This is a genomic window from Carnobacterium sp. 1290_CSPC, from assembly GCF_001053265.1.
GTDB classification, from domain to species: domain Bacteria; phylum Bacillota; class Bacilli; order Lactobacillales; family Aerococcaceae; genus Aerococcus; species Aerococcus urinaeequi.
This window is the reverse complement of record NZ_JVVG01000053.1, coordinates 25,848-42,598: the sequence shown is the minus strand read 5'-3', so window position 1 is coordinate 42,598 and position 16,751 is coordinate 25,848. Positions and strand designations below refer to the sequence as shown.

The following is a 16,751-nucleotide window of genomic DNA, read 5'->3' as shown; positions in this document are numbered from 1 at the left end:
AATTTATATTGTCGACTTTTCTCTAAAAACGTTATAATGATTGTGGAAACCAATTATTAAACGAATCAAAGAAAAAAGGAGTAAAGATAAGATGGCTAAAAGAGAATTTCCTCTTGAAAAGACTCGTAATATCGGTATCATGGCCCACATTGATGCTGGTAAAACGACGACTACTGAACGTATCTTGTTCTACACTGGTAAAATCCATAAAATCGGTGAAACTCACGATGGTGGGGCACAAATGGACTGGATGGAGCAAGAACAAGAACGTGGTATCACTATTACATCTGCTGCAACAACTGCACAATGGAAAGACCACCGTGTAAACATCATTGATACCCCAGGACACGTGGACTTCACTGTTGAAGTTGAGCGTTCATTGCGTGTATTAGATGGTTCAGTAGCTTTACTAGATGCCCAATCGGGTGTAGAGCCTCAAACAGAAACTGTTTGGCGTCAAGCAGATACTTATAAAGTACCTCGTATTGTATTCGTAAATAAAATGGATAAAATGGGTGCAGACTTCTTATACTCTGTAAACACTATCCACGAACGTTTACAAGCAAACGCTCAACCTATCCAATTACCAATTGGTTCTGAAGATGACTTCGAAGGTATCATTGACTTAGTGGAAATGAACGCTGAAGTTTACACTTCTGATGACGGTAGAGAATACGAAGAACGCGAAATTCCAGAAGAATACCGCGAATTAGCTGAAAAATGGCACACAAACCTAATTGAATCAATCGCTGACGTGAATGAAGATATTATGGAAAAATACCTTGAAGGTGAAGAGATTTCTAAAGAAGAGTTGAAAACGGCTATCCGTACAGCAACTACTAACGTTGACTTCTTCCCTGTAATGTGTGGTTCTGCCTTTAAAAATAAAGGTGTTCAATTAATGCTTGATGCAGTTATCGACTACTTACCTGCACCAACTGATGTACCACCAATCCAAGGTCATGCATTTGACAACCCAGAAGAAGTGATCGAAGTTCGTGCGAACGACGATGCACCATTCTCAGCATTAGCGTTTAAAGTTATGACTGACCCATTCGTAGGTCGTTTAACTTTCTTCCGTGTATACTCTGGTACTGTTCAATCAGGTTCATACATCCAAAATGCTACTAAAGACAAACGTGAACGTTTAGGTCGTATCTTAATGATGCACGCTAACTCTCGTTCTGAAGTAGATGAAGTATTCTCTGGTGATATCGCTGCTGCCGTAGGTCTTAAAGACACTACTACAGGTGATACATTATGTGACGTTGACAACAAAGTTATCCTTGAGTCAATGGAATTCCCTGAGCCGGTTATCGAAGTTGCTATCGAACCAGATACTAAAGCTGACCAAGACAAAATGTCTATCGCTTTAGGTAAATTAGCTGAAGAGGATCCAACTTTCCGTGCGTCAACTGACCACGAAACTGGTCAAACAATCATCGCTGGTATGGGTGAGCTTCATCTTGACATTATCGTTGACCGTTTGAAACGTGAATTCAATGTTTCTGCAACTGTAGGTGCGCCTCAAGTATCTTACCGTGAAACATTCACACAACAAACTCAAGTTCAAGGTAAATTCGTTCGTCAATCAGGTGGTAAAGGTCAATACGGTGACGTATGGATTGAATTCACACCTAACGAAGAAGGTGCTGGATTTGAATTTGAAAATGCAATCGTCGGTGGTGTGGTTCCTCGTGAATACATCCCTGCTGTTGAAGCTGGTCTTAAAGATGCAATGGAAAACGGTGTATTAGCTGGATTCCCATTAATCGATGTTAAAGCTAAACTTTACGATGGTTCTTACCATGATGTCGATTCATCTGAGACAGCTTTCAAAGTTGCTGCTTCATTAGCGTTACGTAACGCTATTAAATCTGCTAAACCTGCAATTCTTGAACCAATGATGCGTGTTGACATCCAAGTTCCTGAAGAATACTTAGGGGACGTTATGGGTCACGTATCAGCTCGTCGTGGACGTATTGAAGGTCAAACACCACGTGGTAACGCGTTGATGATTAACTCACAAGTTCCGTTATCAGAAATGTTTGGTTACGCAACTACTTTACGTTCTGCAACTCAAGGACGTGGTACTTTCACAATGACATTCGATCATTACGAAGCTGTACCAAAATCTATTCAAGAAGACATTATCAAACAATATGGTAAAGGTTCAGAAGATTAATTTTTAAATTAAGACTTTGACCATAGGCTTACTCGTGGAAATCAAGTACCTGCTAGGTTTTTCAAAGGTTAGATGCTTGATTTCTGAAGCGAGTTTGACTATAATGAACTTATTGAAAATCTATAAAATTTAGGTTTATATTTTCTATTCTTAGGAGGAATACATAAAATGGCAAAACAAACATATGAACGTACAAAACCCCATGTTAACGTTGGTACTTTAGGACACGTTGACCACGGTAAAACAACTTTATCAGCTGCAATCGCAACTGTATTAGCTAAACACGGTTTCGGTGAAGCTCAAGACTACGCTTCAATCGATAACGCTCCAGAAGAGCAAGAACGTGGTATTACAATCAATACTTCACACATCGAGTACGAAACAGCTAACCGTCACTACGCGCATATCGACGCCCCAGGACATGCTGACTACGTTAAAAACATGATCACTGGTGCTGCTCAAATGGACGGTGCGATCTTAGTAGTATCTGCTGCTGATGGTCCAATGCCACAAACTCGTGAGCATATCCTTTTAGCTGGCCAAATTGGTGTTCCAGCATTCGTAGTATTCTTAAACAAAGTTGACCAAGTTGACGATGAAGAATTACTAGAATTAGTTGAAATGGAAGTTCGTGACTTATTATCTGAGTACAACTACCCAGGTGACGATCTACCTGTAGTTGCTGGTTCTGCTTTATTAGCATTACAAGGCGACGAAGCTCAAGAAGCTAAAATCATGGAATTAATGGAAGCTGTAGATACTTACATTCCAGAACCAGAACGTGACAACGACAAACCATTCATGATGCCAATTGAGGATGTATTCTCAATCACTGGTCGTGGTACTGTTGCTACAGGTCGTGTTGAACGTGGTGAAATTCGTACAGGTGACGAAGTTGACATCGTTGGTATTGCAGAACAAATCGGTAAATCAGTTGTAACTGGTGTTGAAATGTTCCGTAAAAACTTAGACTACGCTCAAGCTGGTGACAACATCGGTGCATTATTACGTGGTGTTCAACGTGAAGACATCCAACGTGGTCAAGTATTGGCTGCTCCTGGTTCAATCACTCCACATACTAAATTTAAAGCGCAAGTTTACGTTTTATCTAAAGAAGAAGGTGGACGTCATACGCCATTCTTAACTAACTACCGTCCACAATTCTACTTCCGTACTACTGACATCACTGGTGTTATCACTTTACCAGAAGACGTAGCTATGGTTATGCCTGGTGACAACGTTGATATGGACGTTGAATTGATTCACCCAGTTGCGATCGAAGATGGTACTAAATTCTCTATCCGTGAAGGTGGACGTACTGTAGGTGCGGGTACAATCACTACAATCGAAGCTTAATTAACACAATTAAACTTTAAAAATCAAATTTGCAAATTGGAAAGGCGACCGGGTGACGACTCGGTCGTCTTTTTTTGTGCTTCTATAATAAATGGTTCTATAATAAATAGTGTTGGTGAGATTTCATGTTGAATCTCATTGACACTATTTTTGTGTACGGCAAAAGGCCATGCTATCTTTCATGCATGCAAAACAGTTACCTAACGAAATATCATGAATGATATAAACAAATAACGAAATATTTTGCCGCAATATCTTTTTTTGAACCAAGGGAGTATACTTATGGCAGCGAAATTTAAATGAAATTTGGTGTTTTATGCATATCTTTGAGGATGCGACTACGGTTGCTGTTGGTGATTTATTAGGCGTTTCAAATGATGTTGTTTTTAAACATGCATATCCTGTGGAAACAAAAATCTCTAAAAGTTTGGTAGCAGCTATGCAGTCACTAGAGTATTCACGAGCCTTTATGGGCTCTCGCATTTTTAGCGATGCTTTTAATGGTAATTTAAATGTATCGGGTGGGTTTGGTCTCTTTAAAAAGGAAGCGCTTATTAGTGTGAATGGTTATGATGTGAATAGTGTGGCTGAAGACATGGACTTGGCCTTACGCTTACATCGGTATTACGTGGAGAATAAAATCCCCTATAATAATCGGTATGTTGCGAATGCAATCTGTTGGACGCAAGCGCCTTTTACTTTAAAAGACTTGGCGAAACAGCGGTCGAGATGGCATCGAGGATTAATACAAAGTATGTGGCAACACCGTACCATCATGTTAAATCCTAAATATGGTTTACTAGGTACCGTATCGTACTTATTCTATTTTCTATATGAATTGATGGCGCCATTTATTGAATTACTAGGTATCATCATTATTTCTTTATTATTCATGCTAGGCATGTTAAATGTTTCTTCCGCGATAGCACTTGCGCTGTTATATTTTCTGTTTTGTGTTTTTCAAACGATGGTTTTCTACGTGGGCAGATATTTTATCCAAGACTATCAATTTTTCCGCGGGGATACCTTAAAAGCTTTTGGTATTACAATTCTAGATTCGATCTTCTATAGACCCTATCTACTATTTGTTCGTTTATATGCTGCGATTACTTATAGTACCCACTTGCATAGTTGGCATAAGATTGAACGAGAAGCATTCGATAAGACAAGCTAAATAAAGCTAGTGCATTTGTAAAGAGACAAGTAGCTTTAAGGAATAAGGATTTGTGCTTGCTTGTTATCTTTTCATTTTTATACAGTATTTGCACATTCTAACCTAAATTAATATAGTAATGAAATTTCAGGAGACCGGATTTAAGGGCCATTTATCAGAATTCTATGAGTAGATTGTATATAAAATTGTGAAAAATGATAATTTTTTACATGATTTTGTTGACTTTGCATAGTCAATAGCGTAATCTTAGAAAAAACAAAGCAACCTTTTAATCAAGTCCTGTGAGGCTTTCAAGGGGTCAAGTGAAACCATGCGAATGGTTTGTTTACTATATCTTCAATTTACTTGTAGTGTCGTAAAGCGCTTAGCCCTCGGGCTAAGTGCTTTTTTTTATGGTGTAAATGTAAATGGTCATAATCGGTGTGTTCGTTGAAGGTGAGTGAAAAAATGGAAAAAATATTGTTGTTAGAAACTGGTGAAACATTTTATGGTGAAGCTTTTGGTGCTACGAAAGAGGTTATTGGCGAAGTAGTCTTTTCAACAGGAATGACAGGTTATCAAGAATCATTAACTGACCAGAGTTATAACAGTCAAATGTTAACATTTACCTTTCCATTAATTGGAAATTATGGTGTAAATGCTGATGATTTTGAATCTGTAGACCCTACAGTGAAGGCTATCATTTGTCGTGAAGTTGCACGTTTCCCATCTAACTGGCGATCAAAAATGAGCTTGGATGAGTTCTTAGTGGAATATGATATACCAGGCATTAAACATATTGATACGCGTCAATTAACCAAAACAATCCGTAGTCACGGAACGATGAAAGCTAGTTTACTAAATGAGGGGACTGACATTGAAGCTGCGCTTGCGACACTTCGCGCGATAGACTTGCCTACAAACCAAGTAGCGCAAGTATCAACTAAAACGCGATATGTGAATCCAAATGCTGGTAAGAATGTGGTCGTAGTAGACTTTGGTTTGAAACATTCAATTTTACGTGAATTAAACAAACGTGAGTGTAATGTAACGGTGGTACCATATGATACAACTGCCCAAGAAATTTTACGTTTAGCTCCTGATGGCGTCATGTTAACCAACGGCCCTGGGGATCCAACGAGTATTCCAGAAGCTTTAGACATGATTAATGAAATTCAAGGTAAAATACCTTTGTTTGGTATCTGTCTTGGTCACCAATTGTTGTGTTTAGCGAATGGTGGCGAAACCTTCAAAATGAAATTCGGCCATCGTGGCTTTAACCACCCTGTACGTGAAATTGCTACTGGTCGTATTGATTTCACTTCTCAAAACCACGGTTATGCGGTAGATGCTGATTCATTAGTGCATACAGATTTAGAAATCACTCATATCGAAATCAACGATGAAACGGTAGAAGGTGTGCGCCACAAAACTTTACCTGCTTTTAGTGTGCAATATCATCCTGATGCAGCACCAGGACCACATGATGCAGACCACTTATTTGATCGTTTTATTGAATTAATGGATAACAACAAGAACTTGGAGGGGACTATTTAATGCCAAAACGTACTGATATTCACAAGATTATGGTTATCGGATCTGGTCCAATTATCATCGGACAGGCAGCAGAATTTGACTATGCTGGTACACAAGCATGCTTATCTTTACGTGAAGAAGGTTATGAAGTTGTATTAATTAACTCCAATCCAGCAACTATCATGACTGACACGGAAATTGCTGACAAAGTGTATATTGAACCGATTACGCTAGAATTTGTATCACGCATCTTACGTAAAGAGCGTCCAGACGCGATTCTACCTACTTTAGGTGGCCAAACAGGTTTAAACATGGCGATTGAATTAGCCAATGATGGTATTTTAGATGAATTAGGTATCCAATTATTGGGTACAAAATTATCAGCTATCGATCAAGCTGAAGACCGTGACCTTTTCCGTAATCTAATGCGTGAATTGAATGAACCAGTTCCTGAGAGTGATATTGTACATACAGTTGACGAAGCACTAGCTTTCGCAGAACAGGCTGGTTATCCAGTAATTGTACGTCCTGCCTTTACCATGGGTGGAACAGGTGGGGGGATTTGTAATGACCCTGCTGAATTACGTGAAATTGTTGCTAAGGGCCTTAAATTATCGCCTGTAAACCAATGTTTGATTGAAATTTCAATCGCTGGTTACAAGGAAATCGAATACGAAGTAATGCGTGATAGCGCAGATAATGCTTTGGTTGTTTGTAACATGGAAAACTTTGACCCAGTTGGTATTCATACAGGAGATTCAATTGTTTTCGCACCGACCTTGACTCTAACAGACCACGAAAACCAAATGTTGCGCGATGCATCATTAAAGATTATCCGTGCCTTAGGTATTGAAGGTGGTTGCAATGTGCAATTAGCCTTAGATCCAAACAGCTTCAATTACTACGTTATTGAAGTAAACCCACGGGTGAGCCGTTCTTCAGCGCTTGCATCTAAAGCAACTGGTTATCCAATCGCCAAAATTGCAGCCAAAATCGCAGTAGGGTTAACACTTGATGAAATGATCAACCCTGTAACAGGTACAACCTTAGCCGAATTTGAACCAGCTTTGGACTATGTGGTTGCGAAGATTCCACGTTGGCCATTCGATAAATTCGAGAAAGGTGATCGTCAGTTAGGTACTCAAATGAAAGCCACTGGTGAAGTCATGGCTATTGGTACGAACCTTGAAGAAGCGCTGTTAAAAGCTGTCCGTTCACTAGAAATTGGTGCTGAACACATGGCAACAACTGCTAGTCGCGAAGCTGATGAAGTAACCTTAATTGATAAGATTACACGTGCACAAGACGACCGTATCTTCTACTTAGCTGAAGCTTTGCGCCGCGGATATACCATTGAACAATTACATGACATGACAAAAATTAATCTCTATTTCCTAGATGTTTTAATGCACATTGTAGAATTAGAAAATACACTTGAAGCCAATAAAGAAGATGTTGCTGTCTTAAAAGAAGCAAAACGTTATGGTTTCTCTGATTTAGCCATCTCTAGACTATGGGAAAATGATTTAGCAGATGTACGTGACTTACGAGCTGCAAACGGCATTCGCCCAGTCTACAAAACCGTTGACACCTGTGCGGCCGAGTTTGAATCGAACACACCATACTACTATTCAACCTATAGTGCTGATAACGAAAGTATGCCTTCAGACAAAAAGACTGTTTTAGTATTAGGTTCAGGTCCCATCCGTATCGGTCAAGGGGTAGAATTTGACTACGCCACAGTTCACTCTGTCAAAGCAATCCAACAAGCTGGCTACGAAGCGATTATCATGAATAACAACCCAGAAACAGTTTCAACTGATTTCTCTATTTCGGATAAACTTTACTTCGAACCACTTACTTTAGAAGACGTACTACATGTCATCGACCTTGAACAACCAGAAGGGGTTATTGTACAATTTGGTGGTCAAACAGCGATAAATCTAGCTGAACCATTACATGCATTAGGTATTCCTATCTTAGGGACAACCGTAGAAGACTTAGATCGTGCTGAAGACCGTGACTTGTTCGAGCAAGCCTTAACAGACTTAGGAATCCCTCAACCAGAAGGTTTTACAGCAATGTCTGTAGAAGATGCTTTACAAATCCCAAGTAAGATTGGCTATCCAGTCTTAGTACGTCCAAGTTATGTCTTAGGTGGGCGTGGTATGGAAATCGTGGATAACGATGCCGACTTACGCAGCTATATGGAAGATGCCATGATTGCCTCTCCAGACCGTCCAATTTTGATTGACCATTATGTAGTGGGTACCGAAGTCGAAGTCGATGCAATTTGTGACGGTGAAAATGTCTTAATCCCAGGAATTATGGAACATATCGAACGTTCTGGGGTCCACTCAGGTGACTCTATGGCCGTTTATCCTTCACAAAGTCTATCTGATGAAGTGAAGGCGACCATCGTCGATTACACTGAACGTCTATCTTTTGGCTTAAATTGCTTGGGTATGATGAATATTCAATTCATTGTTCAAGATGGCCAAGTTTATGTGATTGAAGTAAATCCACGTGCCAGCCGTACAGTACCTTTCTTGAGTAAGGTAACGGGTATTCCAATGGCACAAGTAGCAACGCGTGCTATCCTTGGCGAAAGCATTATTGACCAAGGTTACCAACCAGGTCTTTACGCTGAAGGCAACATGGTTCATGTAAAAGCACCAGTATTCTCATTCACTAAATTGAACCTAGTTGATCCGCAATTAGGACCAGAAATGAAATCAACTGGTGAAGTGATGGGTTCAGATATCAACCTTCAAAAAGCACTATACAAGGCCTTTGCAGGTAGCAACATCCACGTCAATGATTTCGGTAATGTCTTGTTCACAATTACCAAGGCTGACGTAGCAGAAAGTTTGGCATTGGCACAACGTTTCCGTCAAATTGGCTTCAGTGTCATGGTAACGGGCGACATGCAAGCGGAATTTGAAGCTGCAGGTATTGATACTGTTGCAGTGACATCAAATGAAGTAACAGACGAAAAAGAAATTGAGCAAACATTAGTGAACTTGATTACCGAAGAACGTGCACAAATTATCATTAATACATGGGGTCGCGCGCGACACGACCAAAACTCGGGTCAATTAATTCGTAAAGCTGCCATCGAGCGTGGTGTGCCACTATTAACATCCATCGATACAGCAGAAGCAATTCTATACGTATTGGAAGACCGCGGTTTCCAAATCAAAGCGTTAGTATAAACCGCCATCTGATTTGAAACTTTAGGCAAAATAAAAAGGTAGTCCGAAAGTACATGAAACTTTCGGGCTACCTTTTTTGTTATTGAAATGGATTATAGAAACGACCACCATTGGTAAAGAATAGATATATACCAATCGCTACAATGATGACTGTCACAAACAGGGCAAGGAAATCCCCACGCTTGAAGGGGCGTGCGCTATACCATGTACGTCGATTTTCTTTACCAAAACGACGCAATTCCATCGATTGGCTAATCACTTCAATGCGGTCGAGACTAGAAAATATCAAAGGCATGATAACCTGAGCCGAACGCTTAATGCGTTGGAAAAAGGGCGCCTTTTTTGACATTTCAATCCCGCGCGCTTGTTGGCTTTGACGAACAGCAAAGAATTGACTTTGGATATCCGGAATATAGCGTAAGGCTAAGGCCACAGCATAAGCAATACGGTAGGAAACCCCAATCCGGTTTAAGGAAGAAGCAAACTCACTAGGGTTTGTCGTTAAGATAAAAATTAAAGCCAGGGGTATGGTCGAGAAATATTTAACAAACAGATTAAACTCATAGAATAGTTGTTCCTGAGTGATGGTATAACGACCAATACCTTCAGCAATCACCGTACGTGATCCATAGAGTTGAACCCCGTATTCTGGTTCGAAAATATAGATCGTAATTAGGTTCAAAATAGAGAAGAAGAGGATAAAGTAAATGACTGTATTCACTTCAGACCATCGAATCTTGGAAAGCCAAAAGAGTACAAGCGACAAAATACCCAAGCCAATCAGAAATCTTGTATCGTAGGATGTCATGGCAATAACCGAAAGGGTGATAAAGGCAATTAACTTGGTTGCACCAGATAAACGGTGAAGTGGCGTGTCATGGGCAATGTAGCCTAATGTTTGGGCTTGTGTTTTAGCCATAGTCAGTCACGCTCCTTTCTATACCTGCTGTCGTTGGGTTAACTGTTGGAAGATTTCGTTCAAAGCGAATGAAGGTATCAATAAAGTTTGTCGGTGCGATATTAGGCAATGTCTTGGCTAACTGATAAATGCTAGTCGGTGCCAAATGTGCTTGCTTCATCAAATATTCATTAGAAAGAACGGCAGAAGGTTTATCATCTGCTAGGATTTTTCCATCATGTAGTACGATGGTTCGATTAGAGTATTCCTGCATCAAATGCATATCGTGGGTAATCATCAATATGGTGATTCCTTCGGTAGCATTCAATTCTTGAATAAATGTCATCATATCCGTGTAGTGTTTATAATCTTGTCCAGCCGTAGGTTCATCCAAAATCAAGAGCTTTGGATTTAAGACTAGAATGCTTGCAATCGTCGCGCGTCTTTTTTGCCCATAAGATAGTGCCGAAATTGGCCAATTACGATAGGGATATAGACCACAAATGGTCAACGCATGACCCACACGTTCCTGTAAGGCCTCATCCGTTGCATACTGGTACAAACCGCGATTGATTAAACCCGCAGCCACCTCATCCGCCAGAATATTCTTTGAAATCATCAAATTTGGATTCTGCATGACATAGCCTATATTATCTGCAATTTCCTTAATCGATAGATTTGCCGCATCTTGACCGAACAAGGTAATTGTCCCCGCATCAGGACGCTCAAAACCACACAGGAGCTTAGCGAGCGTTGATTTGCCAGCCCCATTCGTGCCGACCAACGAAATGAGTTCCCCATCGTAGATTGTCAGATGCATATCGGAAATCAGAGGCGCATCTTGATAGCGAAAAGCAACATCATCGAGTTGAACAATTGGGGTCTGTTGGACATTTTGGCTCGTTTCAACCTGACTATCATACCAAGTCGTTAACTCCTGCGCCACCTTAGGCGTTACTAGGTCAGGTGTAAAGGCACCAAGGCGTTGAAATTGATCCAAGGAGACCCCAGCATAAGCAAAAGCATCCAAATAGAGGGGTTGACGAACTCCAATTTGGTCCAACAAATCAGAACGTAGCAACGCGTCAACGGACATATCGCCCACCAAATGGCCGTCTTCAATCACGATTACGCGATCAATATCAGCAATCAGGGTTTCCTCCAGACGATGCTCGATCACAATCGTCGTTAATTGTTCAGACGCATTTAGCTGACCAATGAGTGCCATGGTTGCTAAGCCCGATGCTGGGTCTTGATTAGCTAATGGTTCATCAAATAGGGCAATCGGTGATTCGTCAATTAAAACCCCACCAATAGATACCCGTTGTTTCTGCCCGCCTGACAAGGCTTGAGGTTTGGCATTTAATAAGTCATGAAGATCTAATGTAGTAGCCCAGGCATTTACCTTGTTTACCATTTCTCCTTGATCAACATAATCATTTTCTAAAGCAAAGGCTAGGTCTTCAGCTACTGTTAAGCCAACAAATTGACCATCGGTATCTTGCAAGACGGTACCAACTTGTAGTGAAAGGTCAAAAATTGACTGTCCTTTAATTGATTGCCCGTTAATAAAAATATCACCTGTGAAATCACCGTCAAAGGTATTGGGGATTTGCCCATTAATCATTTTTCCGATAGTGGATTTCCCAGAACCTGAAGGTCCGATAATAAGTACTTTCTCACCAGGATAAATGGCAAATGACAAATCGTGTAGATTTAAGTCCGCTTGACTCGCATAGCGAAAAGATACATTTTTAAATTCAATAGCCGGTGTGACATTCAAGTCCACCGGCTCTGTTGTAAATACGTTATTCATAATAAAAACTACTTTCTATTATTGCTCTTTACGCAAACTTCCTGATTTCGTACGTGTAGAAGCATATCCTTTAAGTAACAATGTACCAATAATACCAACAGATAATGCGTTAACAAGTGCAGAAACACCACCTTGTAAGAAAACTTTGTTGGCAGGTTCAGAATAAATTAAAATGTCTAAGACTGGTGCAATGACAACCCATGATAACACGTTCACGATAACTTGACCAATATTGAATTGAATTGCATCTTTCAGTGTAAAAATACCTTCGTTTACTTTTAAACGACGACCTACGATACCAAAACCATAACCAGCAAAACCAGATGTTAGTACCCATGACCACCACAAACCGTATGTTAATAGGTCTTTGATAGCGTGACCGATTAAACCAATGAATAGACCAGCAAATGGTCCAAAGATAGTAGCCATTAAAGCTAAGAAGGGATAGGTTGTTTCAATACTTGTATTTGGAATACCAGTCGGGATAGATAGGAAGCGACCTAAGATAAAGAATACGGCTGCACCCACACCGATAGCAACTAGGGTTGTAATAGATGATTGTTTTTTATTCATTTTTATTCTCCTTTGAATGTTTCTTCTATATAATAGCACTTGTGTATGCGTTCGAATATAAGCTTAGCAATTAAATTTTAGTGATTTCAATATTCCAATCCACACCAGTACCTACACCGTATGTTTCAGAGAAGTTTTGTTGGTTAATGGCTACACCCAAATTCAATAATGAGTTGATATAACCCACTGGTTCACCAACAGGTACATCAGCGAATGAATGGCCGAATAAAATATGGTTTTGATAATGTTTAATGCCGTTATGGTAAATAGTAACCGAAATGGTGTCACCGTTTTGAATGCCCGCTTCTTTTAGCATAGTTGAAGAGATATTCGTCCACAGTGAACCAAAGCGGACGTCTAGTATATCGATAGTTCCGTAAATAGTGTTGTCAGCTAAACGCAAGTCGCCTAGTTTGAAGCTAGTCACCGCATCAACAGGGATATTATTTTTCAATTCGTCATAGTAAGACGCGTCTTGTGCTAGTTTAGCACCGTTATAAACGTAAACGTCACGTCCATGGAAGGTATGTGATTCTTCAGAATGTGGTAAGCGGTTTTTAATTTCATCGATTTCCTTCACAGATTCAAGGCCGATGTGTTTAGCCACGTGAGTTAAGGTGCCGTTGTCAGGCGTTACAATATAATGACCTGAGTCAGTTTTCGCTACAACAGATTTACGTGCAGAACCAACACCAGGATCGACTACAGAAACGAAGACTGTATTTGCTGGCCAATATTTAATGGTTTGTAATAGGCGATAAGAAGCGGCGAAAATATCGTAAGCAGGAATTTCGTGGGTTAAGTTAGCAACTGTTAAAGCTGAGTCTACTGTGTAAGCCACTCCGTACATTGCTGCTACCGCACCATCACCTAAACCGAAGTCAGTTTGTAATACTAAGAAACTATTCGTCATATCTGTATCCTCCAATGATATAATATCCTGTTATAGGCTTATCATACGCAACTTGTGGGCATTTAACAATCACTGTCAAATGAATTTCGCAAGATATAAGCTATCGCAAGTGATAGGTAAACTTGTTCGGTCCAAGTGGAGATATATGATTTTTGAACAGTCATTTGTTACAATAAACACCTAAAGCATGAATTCGCTATAATATAGAAGTAATTCTTATTTGAAAAAGCTGGTCCGGATTAGCTGACGACCATCTAAAGGAGAGAATGCTATTTTCCGAGAACTCAATAGCGAATAACAAATAAGAATGATTATACAGTTATTATATAGAAGAAAAATGAAAGGAAGGCAAGATTTAATGACGCAGCCATTCGGCAAGCAAAGTTTAATAGAAGTATTGACCGCATATAAGGCAGATCCCAATCCGTTAACAACGCTGGCTATGTTGACCACGATGGCGACCGCCCACTTATACGCTATCCAACTAGAGGGGACACCAGCCGACAAAAGTATCTGGTTAACTTACGACAAAGAAAAGGGAAAACGAGAGCTTGTGACTTTCACGGACAAAGATCAAGCTAGCCAATACGCATCTAAAGCAGATAATGTTTCGACTCAGCAAATGACTTTTAAACAGATTGCCTTGATGGTTTTAACCACAGACAACCCTATTGATAGCTTTATCGTCAATCCTTGGACCACCAAAGCAAAATTTAATCAAAGTATCATCGAAAAGGTATGGCAGTACGCGATAAAACATGTATAATATACCTATTGAAAGATGACACAGTAGGGCGCGTTGCTAAGAAATGGCAACCGCCTTGTAAAATATTTCGAAATGATACACTAGGTAGCGTTGGCAATAACCGCCAAAAAATGGCCTTTAATAAAGAAATAGCGATAAATAAGGATTTTTTTGAAAAAAAGACGAGAAAAAGCTTGCACTGCCTAGTTTAATTTTGTATACTAATTGGGTGCCGTTTTATACGGAGCAACAGTATTTGCGTGCAAACGTTGATACACCAATAAGCAGTGATGTATGAGGTTGCGACACACCCGGTAGCATTGCCATAAGGGTGGCCGGTAATTCATACGGAGCAAGTCAAATTTAAAATATGACGAGGAGGAAAAAGTCATGGCAAAACAAAAAATTCGTATTCGTTTAAAAGCTTACGAACACCGTGCATTAGATCAATCAGCAGCTAAAATTGTTGATACTGCACAACGTACAGGAGCAGAAGTATCAGGCCCAATTCCATTGCCTACTGAACGCTCATTATTCACAGTAATCCGTGCAACACATAAATACAAGGATTCACGTGAACAATTCGAAATGCGTACGCACAAACGTTTAATCGACATCGTTAACCCAACACCAAAAACTGTTGATGCGTTAATGAAATTAGATTTACCATCAGGCGTAGACATCGAAATCAAATTATAATTCCAGAATCATCGAAACAAATTAGTTAACCCAATTATTAAATAAAAAAATTATACGGAGGTGTACTCATGACTAAAGGAATCTTAGGAAAAAAAGTAGGTATGACACAATTCTTTACAGAAACTGGTGAATTAGTACCAGTTACAGTTATCGAAGCACAACCAAACGTTGTTTTACAAGCTAAAACAAACGAAACTGATGGCTACGAAGCTATTCAAGTTGGTTTTGACAACAAACGTGAAGTATTGGCAAACAAACCTCACAAAGGTCATGTAGCAAAAGCAGAAACTACTCCTAAGCGCTTCATTAAAGAATTCAAAGATGTTGAGCTAGGAGATTACGAAGTTGGATCAGAAATCAAGGTTGATATCTTCCAAGCAGGAGACATCGTTGATGTTACGGGTACTTCAAAAGGTAAAGGATTCCAAGGTGCTATCAAGCGTCATGGTCAATCACGTGGACCTATGTCACACGGTTCTCATTACCACCGCAGCCCAGGTTCAATGGGTATGGCGTCGGATGCTTCTAAAGTATTCAAGGGTAAAAACTTACCAGGACAAACTGGTGGTACTCAAATCACTATCCAAAACCTAGAAATCGTTAAAGTAGATGCAGAGCGCAACGTCATCTTAATCAAAGGTAACGTTCCAGGTGCTAAAAAATCTATGGTAACAATCAAATCTGCAGTTAAATCTGCTGAATAATACCAGGAAGGAGGAACAGTTTCATGGCAAACATTACATTATTTAAACAAGACGGTTCACAAGCTGGCGAAATCACATTAAACGATGAAGTCTTCGCAATTGAACCAAATGAAAATGCAATTTACGATGTAGTTATTATGCAACAAGCTTCATTACGTCAAGGCACCCACAAAGTTAAAGGACGTTCAGAAGTTAGCGGTGGTGGACGTAAACCATGGCGTCAAAAAGGTACAGGTCGTGCTCGTCAAGGTTCAATCCGCTCTCCACAATGGGTAGGCGGTGGCCGTGCATTCGGACCAACACCTCGTTCATATGCTTACAAATTACCTCGTAAAGTTCGTCGTTTAGCTTTACGCTCTGCATTATCTAATAAGGTAGCAGAAAACAACTTTATCGTTGTTGATGAATTAGCATTCGAAACACCAAAAACTAAATTATTCCAAGAAGTGTTGAATAACTTACAAGTTGAAAATAAAGTTTTAGTTGTAATCAATAAAGACAACGACAACGCACAATTATCAGCTCGTAACTTACCAAACGTAAAAGTAGTTGATGAAAACAACGTTAACGTATTCGACTTAGTTAACTCTGAAAAAGTCATCATTACAAAAGCAGCACTTTCTAACGTAGAGGAGGTACTAGCATAATGTTGGCACACGACGTAATCATTCGCCCAATCATCACTGAAGAATCAATGTTGAAAATGGACGAAAACAAATACACTTTTGAAGTAGCTGTTAAAGCAAATAAAACAGAAGTTAAACAAGCAATCGAAGAATTGTTCAACGTAGACGTGAAAAACGTAAACATCATGAACGTTCGCGGTAAATTAAAACGTATGGGACGTTTTGCTGGTTATACACGTAAACGCCGTAAAGCAATCGTAACCATCGCTGAAGGTCAATCAATCGAAATCTTCGGAAACGAAGCAGAATAATTAAGATAGGAGGAAATTCAC

General features: G+C 39.8%; 14 protein-coding genes. 10 read left to right on the top strand and 4 right to left on the bottom strand.

Features of this window, described 5'->3' with window-relative positions; all coding sequences use genetic code 11:
- Positions 1-91: 91 nt before the first annotated feature.
- The 5 genes from fusA (at position 92) to carB (ending at position 9,445) form a co-directional block, all read left to right on the top strand.
- On the top strand, positions 92-2,185 hold the full coding sequence (fusA, locus tag AC973_RS04415; protein ID WP_016896551.1) for an elongation factor G: 2,094 nt from the start codon (positions 92-94) through the stop codon (positions 2,183-2,185).
- Between the two features lie 168 nt (positions 2,186-2,353).
- Complete coding sequence (gene tuf / locus AC973_RS04410) at positions 2,354-3,541, top strand: elongation factor Tu (protein ID WP_048727763.1); 1,188 nt, start codon at positions 2,354-2,356, stop codon at positions 3,539-3,541.
- 316 nt (positions 3,542-3,857) lie between these two features.
- Positions 3,858-4,715: a glycosyltransferase family 2 protein gene (locus AC973_RS04405; RefSeq protein ID WP_048727760.1), complete on the top strand. Its 858-nt coding sequence runs from the start codon at positions 3,858-3,860 to the stop codon at positions 4,713-4,715.
- A 447-nt stretch (positions 4,716-5,162) separates the two neighbouring features.
- Entirely contained in the window at positions 5,163-6,251 is a 1,089-nt protein-coding gene (locus tag AC973_RS04400) for a carbamoyl phosphate synthase small subunit (RefSeq protein ID WP_048727757.1), read from the top strand.
- A complete protein-coding gene (gene carB / locus AC973_RS04395; RefSeq protein ID WP_048727754.1) occupies positions 6,251-9,445 on the top strand; it encodes a carbamoyl-phosphate synthase large subunit in 3,195 nt (1,064 codons plus the stop codon). Before AC973_RS04400 ends, carB begins: the two co-directional genes overlap by 1 nt.
- Before the next feature lie 79 nt (positions 9,446-9,524).
- Here the strand turns inward: carB and AC973_RS04390 are convergent, their stop codons facing one another.
- From AC973_RS04390 to AC973_RS04375, 4 genes are all read right to left on the bottom strand, one after another.
- A complete protein-coding gene (locus tag AC973_RS04390; protein ID WP_004262525.1) occupies positions 9,525-10,364 on the bottom strand; it encodes an energy-coupling factor transporter transmembrane component T family protein in 840 nt (279 codons plus the stop codon).
- On the bottom strand, positions 10,357-12,159 hold the full coding sequence (locus AC973_RS04385; RefSeq protein ID WP_048727750.1) for an ABC transporter ATP-binding protein: 1,803 nt from the start codon (positions 12,157-12,159) through the stop codon (positions 10,357-10,359). The genes AC973_RS04390 and AC973_RS04385 overlap by 8 nt, the downstream gene beginning before the upstream one ends.
- Positions 12,160-12,177: 18 nt before the next feature.
- Positions 12,178-12,732 carry an ECF-type riboflavin transporter substrate-binding protein gene (locus tag AC973_RS04380; protein ID WP_048727747.1) on the bottom strand — a complete coding sequence of 185 codons (555 nt, stop codon included), beginning with the start codon at positions 12,730-12,732 and terminating at the stop codon, positions 12,178-12,180.
- 70 nt (positions 12,733-12,802) lie between these two features.
- Positions 12,803-13,645, bottom strand: coding sequence for an SAM hydrolase/SAM-dependent halogenase family protein (locus AC973_RS04375; protein WP_048727744.1), 843 nt, complete (start codon positions 13,643-13,645; stop codon positions 12,803-12,805).
- Positions 13,646-14,003: 358 nt separating this feature from the next.
- Between AC973_RS04375 and AC973_RS04370 the strand changes: the two genes are divergently transcribed.
- From AC973_RS04370 to rplW, 5 genes are all read left to right on the top strand, one after another.
- On the top strand, positions 14,004-14,411 hold the full coding sequence (locus tag AC973_RS04370; protein WP_225968931.1) for an SseB family protein: 408 nt from the start codon (positions 14,004-14,006) through the stop codon (positions 14,409-14,411).
- Between the two features lie 369 nt (positions 14,412-14,780).
- A complete protein-coding gene (rpsJ, locus tag AC973_RS04365) occupies positions 14,781-15,089 on the top strand; it encodes a 30S ribosomal protein S10 (protein WP_016896561.1) in 309 nt (102 codons plus the stop codon).
- Positions 15,090-15,157: 68 nt separating this feature from the next.
- Positions 15,158-15,793: a 50S ribosomal protein L3 gene (gene rplC / locus AC973_RS04360; protein ID WP_004262542.1), complete on the top strand. Its 636-nt coding sequence runs from the start codon at positions 15,158-15,160 to the stop codon at positions 15,791-15,793.
- A 23-nt stretch (positions 15,794-15,816) separates the two neighbouring features.
- Positions 15,817-16,440, top strand: a complete 624-nt coding sequence (gene rplD / locus AC973_RS04355; protein ID WP_016896562.1) for a 50S ribosomal protein L4 — start codon at positions 15,817-15,819, stop codon at positions 16,438-16,440.
- Positions 16,440-16,730 (top strand): 50S ribosomal protein L23, encoded by a 291-nt coding sequence (gene rplW, locus AC973_RS04350; RefSeq protein ID WP_004262545.1) that lies wholly within the window; start codon positions 16,440-16,442, stop codon positions 16,728-16,730. The genes rplD and rplW overlap by 1 nt, the downstream gene beginning before the upstream one ends.
- Positions 16,731-16,751: the final 21 nt, after the last annotated feature.

Excerpts from the sequence above, each read along its gene's own strand:
- rplC (WP_004262542.1), top strand. The coding sequence starts at position 15,158 with ATGACTAAAGGAATCTTAGGAAAAAAAGTAGGTATGACACAATTCTTT.
- AC973_RS04390 (WP_004262525.1), bottom strand. The coding sequence starts at position 10,364 with ATGGCTAAAACACAAGCCCAAACATTAGGCTACATTGCCCATGACACG.
- tuf (WP_048727763.1), top strand. The coding sequence starts at position 2,354 with ATGGCAAAACAAACATATGAACGTACAAAACCCCATGTTAACGTTGGT.
- rpsJ (WP_016896561.1), top strand. The coding sequence starts at position 14,781 with ATGGCAAAACAAAAAATTCGTATTCGTTTAAAAGCTTACGAACACCGT.
- AC973_RS04370 (WP_225968931.1), top strand. The coding sequence starts at position 14,004 with ATGACGCAGCCATTCGGCAAGCAAAGTTTAATAGAAGTATTGACCGCA.
- carB (WP_048727754.1), top strand. The coding sequence starts at position 6,251 with ATGCCAAAACGTACTGATATTCACAAGATTATGGTTATCGGATCTGGT.
- AC973_RS04375 (WP_048727744.1), bottom strand. The coding sequence starts at position 13,645 with ATGACGAATAGTTTCTTAGTATTACAAACTGACTTCGGTTTAGGTGAT.
- AC973_RS04385 (WP_048727750.1), bottom strand. The coding sequence starts at position 12,159 with ATGAATAACGTATTTACAACAGAGCCGGTGGACTTGAATGTCACACCG.
- fusA (WP_016896551.1), top strand. The coding sequence starts at position 92 with ATGGCTAAAAGAGAATTTCCTCTTGAAAAGACTCGTAATATCGGTATC.
- AC973_RS04400 (WP_048727757.1), top strand. The coding sequence starts at position 5,163 with ATGGAAAAAATATTGTTGTTAGAAACTGGTGAAACATTTTATGGTGAA.
- AC973_RS04405 (WP_048727760.1), top strand. The coding sequence starts at position 3,858 with ATGCATATCTTTGAGGATGCGACTACGGTTGCTGTTGGTGATTTATTA.
- AC973_RS04380 (WP_048727747.1), bottom strand. The coding sequence starts at position 12,732 with ATGAATAAAAAACAATCATCTATTACAACCCTAGTTGCTATCGGTGTG.
- rplW (WP_004262545.1), top strand. The coding sequence starts at position 16,440 with ATGTTGGCACACGACGTAATCATTCGCCCAATCATCACTGAAGAATCA.
- rplD (WP_016896562.1), top strand. The coding sequence starts at position 15,817 with ATGGCAAACATTACATTATTTAAACAAGACGGTTCACAAGCTGGCGAA.